The sequence below is a fragment of the Virgibacillus sp. W0181 genome (assembly GCF_051846915.1).
Taxonomy (GTDB): domain Bacteria; phylum Bacillota; class Bacilli; order Bacillales; family Amphibacillaceae; genus JBPYCR01.
In genome coordinates, this window is the sequence record NZ_JBPYCR010000061.1 from 1 (window position 1) to 8490 (window position 8490).

Here is an 8490-nt window from a genome sequence, read left to right on the forward strand (position 1 = left end):
TGGAAACCGTCATATATATGGACGCAGCGTTTCAAAAGCTTGGCGCCTACTTGAATTTAAACAAATGTTGTCGTTGTATCCAAGTATTAAATGTATAATTTTACCAAATGGACAGTGCCACTTTTATCAGGCTATTTGCTTTTTTGTCTTAAAGGGAAATGAGTAATTTACTGAATAATCTAAACATATTTATGCAACGCTAGTGACTTTCGAATGAAAAGTAGCATAGCATTATAGAAAGCGTATTGTTATATTGGATTGAATATATCCTCCTTAAATAGGGATTATGCCAGTAAGGAAATGTTCCGGTCACGAAGTAAGCTACCGCGTGCCCAAATGGGAAGAAGGTGAGTCAAGTCCTTAATTATGTGTAATTTAAGATACAAGGTTTTCAACTATTTGTACGGTTTAAGATTTAATTTTATTTGGTTTGGAGGGGCCCCTCCAAACCAAATAAAATTTTGCGTCCGAAATTCCCACCTAGCTCCACTAATTCTGTCGGATAGTTATTAGTCTTTTGTACGATAAAAAAATTTTTTCCCACCTATGTCCATTGTTTCCTCTCGGTCCATGAGTACCGCACCTATTAGTCGGAATGCAGATTCTTCATTAGGAAAGATTCGGATGATACTTTCTCTTTTCCTCACTTCCGAATTCAACCGTTCTAACACGTTTGTAGTTCGGATATGGACGTGTGTATCTTTATCTTCTGCATAAAATTGAATGGCATCTTCATAACCTGCATCAAGCGTCTCAATGGCTTTTATATATTTCTTATCTTCTTCAAATTTTACTATAAACTCATCTTTTAACATCCTGGAAATTGTTTGTGTAGGCGCTTTGAAAATTTCCTTCAAATGTTCCCGGGCTTCTTTAGAGCCTTTCTTCGGTATTGTTTGAATGATATTCCTCAGAAAGTGTACAGTACAACGTTGCCAGCTCACATTAAGAAATTTTTCCATTATAGCTGCTTTTAAGCCTTCATGAGCATCAGATATTACTAATTTAGGGGGCTGTAGACCTCTGGCTATTAAGGATTCAAAGAACTCATTCCACGTTTTTTGGGATTCATTTCCCGCAACTTTGAAGCCTAGAATTTCTCTTTTATCTTGACTATTCACGCCTAAAGCAATATAAACAGCTTTCGATACTACTCTGTGATATTCACGAACTTTAATGTACATCGCATCCACATAGATGTAATTATAATATTGTCGATCCAAAGGCTTTTGCGTCCAACTGTTTACAATGGGGTCGAGCTTCTTCGTAAGCTCGGAAACCATGGATTTAGAAACATTCTCTCCACAAAGTTGCTCAACAATTTTAGAAACTTTCCTAGTAGAAACCCCGCTAATAACCATTTCCAACATGGAAAGCAAGAAAGCTTTATCACAGCGTTGATACTTCTCAAAGATAGCCGTTGAAAACTCCCCACTACGCGTACGGGGTACTTTTAATGTAACTTTTCCAACGTTCACAATTAAGTCTCTTGTATAGTATCCGTTCCTGTAATCATGACGGTCTTCGCTTCGCTCATGGGATGTGTTTTTCATATACTTGTCTCTTTCCATTTCCATGTATTGGTTGAATAACACAACGATTGAAGATTTCAACACGTCATTTAGATCGGATTGCATCACTTCAGCTTTTATTTGATCGAAATCTAGGTTAAACTGTAATTGGGTCATTATTAATTCCTCCTACACTGTTATCGTCGTTGAAAACATTGTATCACAAGGAATTAATATGGCCCTTTTTTGTTTATCCCTTTTACACAATAATACGGACTTAATCGAAAAGGGAATGTTTCGGTCACGTAAGAAGCCGCCGCGTGCCCAAAATAGAGGAAAAGGGAATGTTTCGGTCACGTGGCCCAAAAATCGCCGTGATCAAGGGAACTTCGACCAAGTCCGACACGTCCAAGTACCGTCCAAGTACTGTAGCTACACTTTCGTCCCACCGTAAAATTATGTTGAAACATCAAATCACCACATCCTATGGAAGTGCCTAGCCTTGCTTCTCTGGCCTTCATGTATTTAAGGAACTTCTACTAAACCGCCCATGTCGTGTGGGAAACGAATAAATTAATACCCCCTATACATGCCCGGTGCTCGGGAGCTCGTGCCGCCTTGAATATCTTTTTTCTCGTTTTATGTAGTATCTTTACAAAATGAAGATTTGCTTATAACATAGTTGGTTCATGGGGTGTGAACACGCTCTATTAGAGTAAGTGTAATCGGAATCAAGAAATCGTACATAATTTCAATTTTTCCTTTTGTTAATTACGTTTCATGCATTTGCTTCCTTCTTTGCTCGTAAATTTATATAATGGTATTGTACCGTGAAAAGGCCTGAAAACAGAAAGGATTTACATAATATGAAAAAGAAGCACATTCTTTTCACAGGTGGCGGAACTGCCGGTCATGTCATCGTGAATTTAGCTTTAATTCCCTTCTTTCAGCAAGAAGGATGGAAAGTCAATTATATAGGATCCCATCAAGGGATTGAGCGGGAATTAATTGGACAATTGAACAATGTTACGTATCATCCGATCGCAACGGGTAAATTACGACGTTACATGTCAATTGAAAACTTAAAAGATCCTTTTAAAGTGATGAAAGGAGTTATGCAAGCGTGGCGCGTTATTAAAAAGGAGAAACCGTCCATCGTGTTTTCCAAAGGTGGTTTCGTATCTGTTCCTGTTGTCATTGCTGCAAAATTAAGCGGAGTTCCTACCGTTATTCACGAATCCGATTTTACACCGGGGCTTGCGAACAAAATAGCGATTCCATTTGCAAAAAAAGTATTGGCCACATTTCCGGAAACCGTCAAAAATTTACCAGAAAAGAAGGCTGTATACGTAGGGGCGGTCATTCGTGAGGAACTCTTTCAAGGGAAGCTTGTAAAAGGCTTTTCTCTATCCGGTTTTAAAAATGCGAAACCTGTTTTACTTATAATGGGTGGCAGCGGTGGATCCCAAAAAATAAATGAAATAGTGAGGGCAGGTTTGGATAAACTTTTACCGAAGTATCAAATCATTCACATTTGTGGAAAGGGAAATGTCGATGAACAGTTGATAAAAAAGGGATATACACAATTTGAATATGTAAATGATGAATTAAAAGATTTGTTTGCTATAACCGATTATGTCGTCTCCCGGGCAGGTTCAAATGCTATATTTGAGTTTCTTGCACTTCATATTCCAATGCTGCTTATTCCGTTGTCACGCGCAGCGAGCAGAGGCGATCAAATAGTCAATGCAAAATCATTTAAAGAAAGTGGTTATGCTCATGTGCTTGAAGAGGAAAAGTTAAACGAAGAAACGTTTCTCCATGCAATTTCCAACTTAACAAAGTCTGGTCCTGTGCTAGTGGATCAGATGAAAAAGTATGAAAGTCAAAAAGCAAAAGACCTAGTAATTAATATTATTAAAGAAACGAGTAAATAAGAATCGTAAAAAGAACACAATTGAACTTCCTTGACTTAAGTCATAGGAGGTTCGATTCGTCTGATCTGGAACTGCTGCTTGCTAAGGAAATTATTCCTTTGAGTTGATTTAGTTTTGATAGTGATTTTTTACAAAAAAGCGTAATCTCTAATGCACCCGCATTCTTTTCTAAAATTTTTACCATCGTCTGCCAATAATGGCTGTGACAGTTCTACTCCCATTCGCCATGATGAATGACATTCGCCTTCAATTTAACGTCAATTTTACTGTTCGGATATTTTTCTCTCCATTCTTTATCGGATAACTCCCCATTCTTTGTATGCTTACGGTAGATCGCTCCATAACCGAGCGGGTCTGCATTCAGTTCTATTAATTGAGCGAGCATTTTTTCGAACTGTGCCGTTAATTTTTTGTTGATCTCTTTTTCCAGTAAAGGTACTATTCCTTTTTTATCCATTATAAGCATTTCGGAAAGTTCAAGTACGTTTAAGTCCATATTGATCTCGGTAAGGAAACTAGGTTCATTTTTATCTTTTAATGTTATCGTTGCATTACCTGCAATAATCCCGGAAGCAATATGCAAGCTTTGTTGATGGGCTCCCGATTGCTTATCTACCATGTAATCCCTAAACGGCTCCAGTGGAACAGTAACTTCGACCGGACGATCCTTTACCCGTTTTTCGAATAAATTAATAAGTGTCGTATATTCAATGGATATTTGTCCAACAAATTGATCGTTTTTAAAAATAGCGATGGCAGTAATTTCCGGTATATTCTCTTCCGTCAGTTCAAATATTGGCAAGATAGGATCTTTGCCTACATCGTGTAAATGGGTAACAAATTTGCTGAACGTCACTTTTGGAAAAATCTTGTCACGTGCTTTTTTTTCGATTATTTCAAAAAGAAATTGCCCGACATTGTTTTGTTGCATGCTTTTCTCTTGTAGTTCCAATATTTCTTTTGCGGTCGTATTGCTCACTGCCAAATTCATCATATCCGGCACATTGGGATCACGTCCAAGCAAATCCAAATACGGGGATAATCCTTTCTCTGCCAACTGTTTTCCGTACAATTCCATTTTCAACTTACCGAGTACTAATTCATAATCACTTTGTTTATTTGCGTTTGTGATAGCATGTTTTAATGTATATGCGCTACCGTAAGCAACACTATTTTCCACCGTTTTTGGTTCGAATTTTAAATATGTGACGGTTGTTTCTATTTTATCTTCTTCCGTCAAATCTATCCCTTGGCCTGTAATAATACCTAATTCTTCCAAATGATGTGACGGGATACAACCTGTTAATAGCAACAGCATAATTGTCCATCGAAAGTATCTCATCATTTTCCACGTCCTTTTTTCTTTTGGCCCTTTTTCTTTAGTACAACGAATGGGAGCAAAATAAGCGGATAGATGTATATAAGTCCTATGCCTACTATAGAGACAATTTCTTGTAACCGATCGATTAAATGACTTGACTTAATAAAACTTGCCAAAATTAGAATGGAAATTGCAGCAATATATAAGGTGATTCTTTGCGGAATATTATATAACCGTTTCATCCCATACGTCATGCCCCACATTAATATCACATTGGTCGGAATAACGAGCATCATCCATTCGACAACAACGATATAATCAATACGTTCTAAAAATGTATAGGCAACACTTTTGAATAACGTTAATACCGTCCATTCGACATTTTTAATATCCTGTAGGCTGTAATAACCGATTACAATCATTGTTGTGAGTAACAAGATAAAAACCGAATAACTAATACCTAATATCACCGGCCATTTCGCTTTCTCTTTATTACTGACGAATGGATAAATCAAAAACAGTATTTCAAAGCCTGATAAAGGAGGTGTTGATGCCTTGATTCCTTTCAACAATTCAGGAGCCCCCGTATGAAACATGGGAAGTAAATGATCCCAATCCATTCGCGAAATCGGATCGTATAAGAGCAGGAGAAGCCATTGGGTGAGAATGAAAAAAAGAAAAGCGACCCCGGTAATTACTCTTAAGCCACCAGTGACGGTATAAACAACCAATATTAGAATCAACAGAGCGATTATAAAGGAAGTCATCGTCGGATAAATAAAGATTTGAGAAACTTCGATATAAATGAGTAAAATCAGAAGAAAACTGAAATAGAAATAAATCAAGTAGATCGTACCTAACAATCTGCCAATTACTTTACCGAATATATCTACTTGAATACCGAAAATATCCGCATTTTTATATTTTCTTAAAATATAAAACATCACGAGGATGACGAAAAGGATATAAGCATATGAAATAAGAATAGCAATCCACGCATCTTGTTTTGTAGCGATGAATATATTCTGTGGCGCATTCAAAACGCCCACTGCAATTTGATTGGTAGATACAATGAAAAATAAATAAAATGCGCGGATTTGAAAGGCTGGCTTTATTTTTAAGTCAATCTCCATACTGGATCACCTATTCGTCAATATCTCTTTTTATTAACGCATCTTTCTTATTAAATCGGAATTTCTTTTTGGGACGGTATGATTTCGCGTGCTTGTAATTATATTGCAGCGGAGAACGGAAAAATACTTTATTAAAGTCTTGTAGCTGCAATGGATACAACGGAACGAGATATGGCCGCCCAAGTGATGTCATTCGCAAAAGATGAATGATTAAAAAACAGAGTCCGAACATGACGCCGAATAATCCGAAGAGTGCGGCCAATATAATTAAAGGCAATCGGAGCAAGCGAACCGTTGTCCCCATTAAATAACTCGGGCTTGTGTAAGATGCGATAGCACTTGCGGCAGCAATGATGATTAAAATGTTGCTCGTTAATCCTGCCTCCACCACTGCTTGTCCAATGACAATACCACCAACGACACCCATCGTTTGTGCAACTTTTGTGGGGAGTCTAGCCCCTGCTTCACGTAATACTTCAATTAAAAACTCCAGTAAAATCGCTTCAATAACTGGCGGGAACGGAACAGCGGCTCGTGTTTGGCCGATGGAAACAAGCAGCTGCATTGGAATAATGGTATATTGGTAAGTCATTGCAGCGACATATGTAGGTGTTAATAACATGGAAATAAAGATCGCTAAAAAACGGAGGAATCGTAACATAGTACCAGTCTTCCAACGCATATACAAATCTTCCGTAGATTCCAAAAAACTGAATAAGGAGGACGGGCCAAAAATTGCGGTCGGGCTATTTTCGACGAGAACACCAACTTTTCCTTTTGTAATGGCGTAAGTAAATTTATCGGGAAGTTCAGTGGATTGGAGCTGCGGGAAAAGACTACTATTAGAATCCTCTATGTATTCTTTTAAAACAACACTGTCCTCCAGTTCATCAATGTCCAATTCTTTAAGGCGTTGGCGCATCGTTTGAACGTCTTCCTCATTGGCGATTGACTTCATGTAAACCAACCGGACAGTGCGTGGAATACTTTTACCGATTTGTATTTCTTCCAATACGAGATCTGTAGAGCGAACTCTCCAACGGACAATATTTAAGTTGGTAACCAAGGATTCCGTAAATGCAATTTGTGGACCAAGAACAATAGATTCCGTTTCAGCTTTTTCCAAGCTTCTTTTTTCTTTGTTCAACAGTAAATAGGAGACGATTTCTTTTTCTCCTTCAATGTAAATAAACACTTCACCGATAATAAGCTTTCCCAAAATATCGTCAAGCGAAGTGTGCTTTGTACCGTTGCTAAGTGGAATGTCGTTCAATAAGGAATCATTTGTCCAAGCTTCTTTTTTATTTAAAAGCGGCTGCAATATAGATTGCTCCACTTTTTTTTCCTCGACTAGATAAGAGATATAAAAAATAGCGATTTTTTCCCCTTGTTGTTCATATACGGAAAAGGAAAGGTCAGGATTATTCTCGAATTTTCCTTCCAGTGTTTTTCTTAGCTCATCTACCTTTGATGGGAATAATGGATTTGTGTTTTTGGACCGGCTTCTTTTATTCATGTATTTCCTCCATAAAATATGGAATAGCTTTAAAAATAGTATGCTACAAAAGAAGAAAAAATATGAATGGTCACAAAAAAAGAAGCAGCCGTTGATTTTCATATCAAAAGCTGCTTCGTTTCATTCAAAGGTCAGAAAGCATTCCTGTAATGAAGCAAAATGAGGATTGAACAAAAAAAGCCCTCTTGGTATGATACGAGGTGTCCGGTCACTGCAGTGCAAAAGGACCCTTAATTTAAACCAGGAGGACTATATCATGAATTATAAACAAAATGAAAAGATCTTACAACTAACAGACAAAACTTTAATTATTGGAATTGACATCGCGAAGCATACACATGTTGCGCGGGCACAGGATTTCCGTGGAGTTCAATTTGGAAAACCATTATACCTTGAAAACTCAATAGAGGGGTTCCAAACGTTCACCTATTGGATGAACGAATTAACCGCTCAACACAAAAAATCTGATGTTATTATCGGTATGGAGCCTACTGGTCATTACTGGCTGCCATTGGCTTATTGGCTGATGGAAAAGAAACGTAAAGTAGTTGTTGTAAACCCAGCGCATGTAAAAAAATCAAAAGAGTTAGATGACAATTCACCAACCAAAAATGATGTGAAAGATGCCAGAGTCATTTCACGCCTAATCCAAGATGGACGCTATTCTGAACCAAATTTACCGGAAGGAATATACGCCGATCTCCGTGAGGGTATGAATATGTATGACCAATTAATGAAAGACCTTCAGGCAGTGCAGGGGCGCGTTCATCAATGGATTGATAGATACTTTCCGGAATATACAACAGTCTTTGCGAAATGGGAAGGACAATCGTCGATACAAATATTAAAAATGGGCTTGTTTCCGGATGAAATTGTGAAGACAGATGAAATGACTATCCTTACGGAAATCCGTAAAGAGGTTAAAAGAGGAGTTGGATTGAAAAAGGTTCGACAATTAAAAGAAATTGCCCGTCATTCTATCGGTATCCAGGAAGGTAAAACCATGGCAAGAATGAAAATCAACACATTGATGGATCAATATACCCTACTTCAGGAAAAGATTAGTGAAGTC

General features: G+C 37.7%; 6 protein-coding genes. 2 read left to right on the forward strand and 4 right to left on the reverse strand.

Annotated features, from left to right (window positions below; genetic code table 11):
* Positions 1–509 precede the first annotated feature (509 nt).
* Positions 510–1688, reverse strand: a complete 1179-nt coding sequence (locus ACLIBG_RS15295) for an IS256 family transposase (protein ID WP_439313625.1) — start codon at positions 1686–1688, stop codon at positions 510–512.
* A 689-nt stretch (positions 1689–2377) separates the two neighbouring features.
* Here ACLIBG_RS15295 and ACLIBG_RS15300 point away from each other — a divergent pair.
* The gene (locus ACLIBG_RS15300; RefSeq protein WP_439313626.1) at positions 2378–3448 is read left to right on the forward strand and encodes an undecaprenyldiphospho-muramoylpentapeptide beta-N-acetylglucosaminyltransferase; all 1071 of its coding nucleotides are present in this window, start codon (positions 2378–2380) and stop codon (positions 3446–3448) included.
* A gap of 211 nt (positions 3449–3659) precedes the next feature.
* Here ACLIBG_RS15300 and ACLIBG_RS15305 read toward each other — a convergent pair whose 3' ends face one another.
* From ACLIBG_RS15305 to ACLIBG_RS15315, 3 genes are read right to left on the reverse strand one after another with little or no spacing between them, the layout of a single operon-like run.
* Positions 3660–4793 (reverse strand): Ger(x)C family spore germination protein, encoded by a 1134-nt coding sequence (locus ACLIBG_RS15305; protein ID WP_439313627.1) that lies wholly within the window; start codon positions 4791–4793, stop codon positions 3660–3662.
* On the reverse strand, positions 4790–5902 hold the full coding sequence (locus tag ACLIBG_RS15310) for a GerAB/ArcD/ProY family transporter (RefSeq protein WP_439313628.1): 1113 nt from the start codon (positions 5900–5902) through the stop codon (positions 4790–4792). Before ACLIBG_RS15310 ends, ACLIBG_RS15305 begins: the two co-directional genes overlap by 4 nt.
* Positions 5903–5912: 10 nt before the next feature.
* Positions 5913–7418: a spore germination protein gene (locus tag ACLIBG_RS15315; RefSeq protein ID WP_439313629.1), complete on the reverse strand. Its 1506-nt coding sequence runs from the start codon at positions 7416–7418 to the stop codon at positions 5913–5915.
* A 256-nt stretch (positions 7419–7674) separates the two neighbouring features.
* On the opposite strand from ACLIBG_RS15315, the gene ACLIBG_RS15320 reads away from it, so the two are divergent.
* The coding region (locus ACLIBG_RS15320; RefSeq protein ID WP_439313630.1) for an IS110 family transposase at positions 7675–8490 on the forward strand (816 nt) is incomplete at its 3' end.

Bases quoted from the DNA above. Each gene is read 5' to 3' on its own strand.
- ACLIBG_RS15310 (WP_439313628.1), bottom strand. From the start codon at position 5,902: ATGGAGATTGACTTAAAAATAAAGCCAGCCTTTCAAATCCGCGCATTT.
- ACLIBG_RS15305 (WP_439313627.1), bottom strand. From the start codon at position 4,793: ATGATGAGATACTTTCGATGGACAATTATGCTGTTGCTATTAACAGGT.
- ACLIBG_RS15315 (WP_439313629.1), bottom strand. From the start codon at position 7,418: ATGAATAAAAGAAGCCGGTCCAAAAACACAAATCCATTATTCCCATCA.
- ACLIBG_RS15300 (WP_439313626.1), top strand. From the start codon at position 2,378: ATGAAAAAGAAGCACATTCTTTTCACAGGTGGCGGAACTGCCGGTCAT.
- ACLIBG_RS15295 (WP_439313625.1), bottom strand. From the start codon at position 1,688: ATGACCCAATTACAGTTTAACCTAGATTTCGATCAAATAAAAGCTGAA.